Annotated in this window: 1 protein-coding gene; it reads left to right on the top strand. The window is 69.8% G+C overall.

Going from position 1 to position 325, the window contains the following annotated elements; translation table 11 throughout:
- Positions 1–325, top strand: a 325-nt coding sequence (locus tag AA75_RS37980) for a thiamine pyrophosphate-dependent enzyme (RefSeq protein WP_033824996.1), incomplete at both ends; no start/stop codon positions are given.

Here is a 325-nt window from a genome sequence, read left to right as displayed (position 1 = left end):
GATCGGCGCGAAGTTCGCCCACCCCGACCGGCCCGCCATCGCCATCGTCGGCGACGGCGCGATGCAGATGAACGGCCTCGCCGAACTGATCACCGTCGCCAAGTACTACCAGCAGTGGACCGACCCGCGCCTGATCGTCGCCGTCCTCAACAACCAGGACCTCAACCAGGTCACCTGGGAGATGCGCGCCATGCAGGGCGCCCCGCAGTTCGAGCCCTCCCAGGCGCTGCCGGACGTCCGCTACGCCGACTTCGCCGTCCAACTCGGCCTGTACGGCGCCCGGGTGGAGACACCGGAGGCGGTCGAACAGGTCTGGCGCCAGGCC

Origin of the sequence: Kitasatospora sp. MBT63, from assembly GCF_000710465.2 — a bacterium.
Taxonomy (GTDB): domain Bacteria; phylum Actinomycetota; class Actinomycetes; order Streptomycetales; family Streptomycetaceae; genus Kitasatospora.
This window is presented reverse-complemented; position numbering and strand designations above follow the sequence as displayed.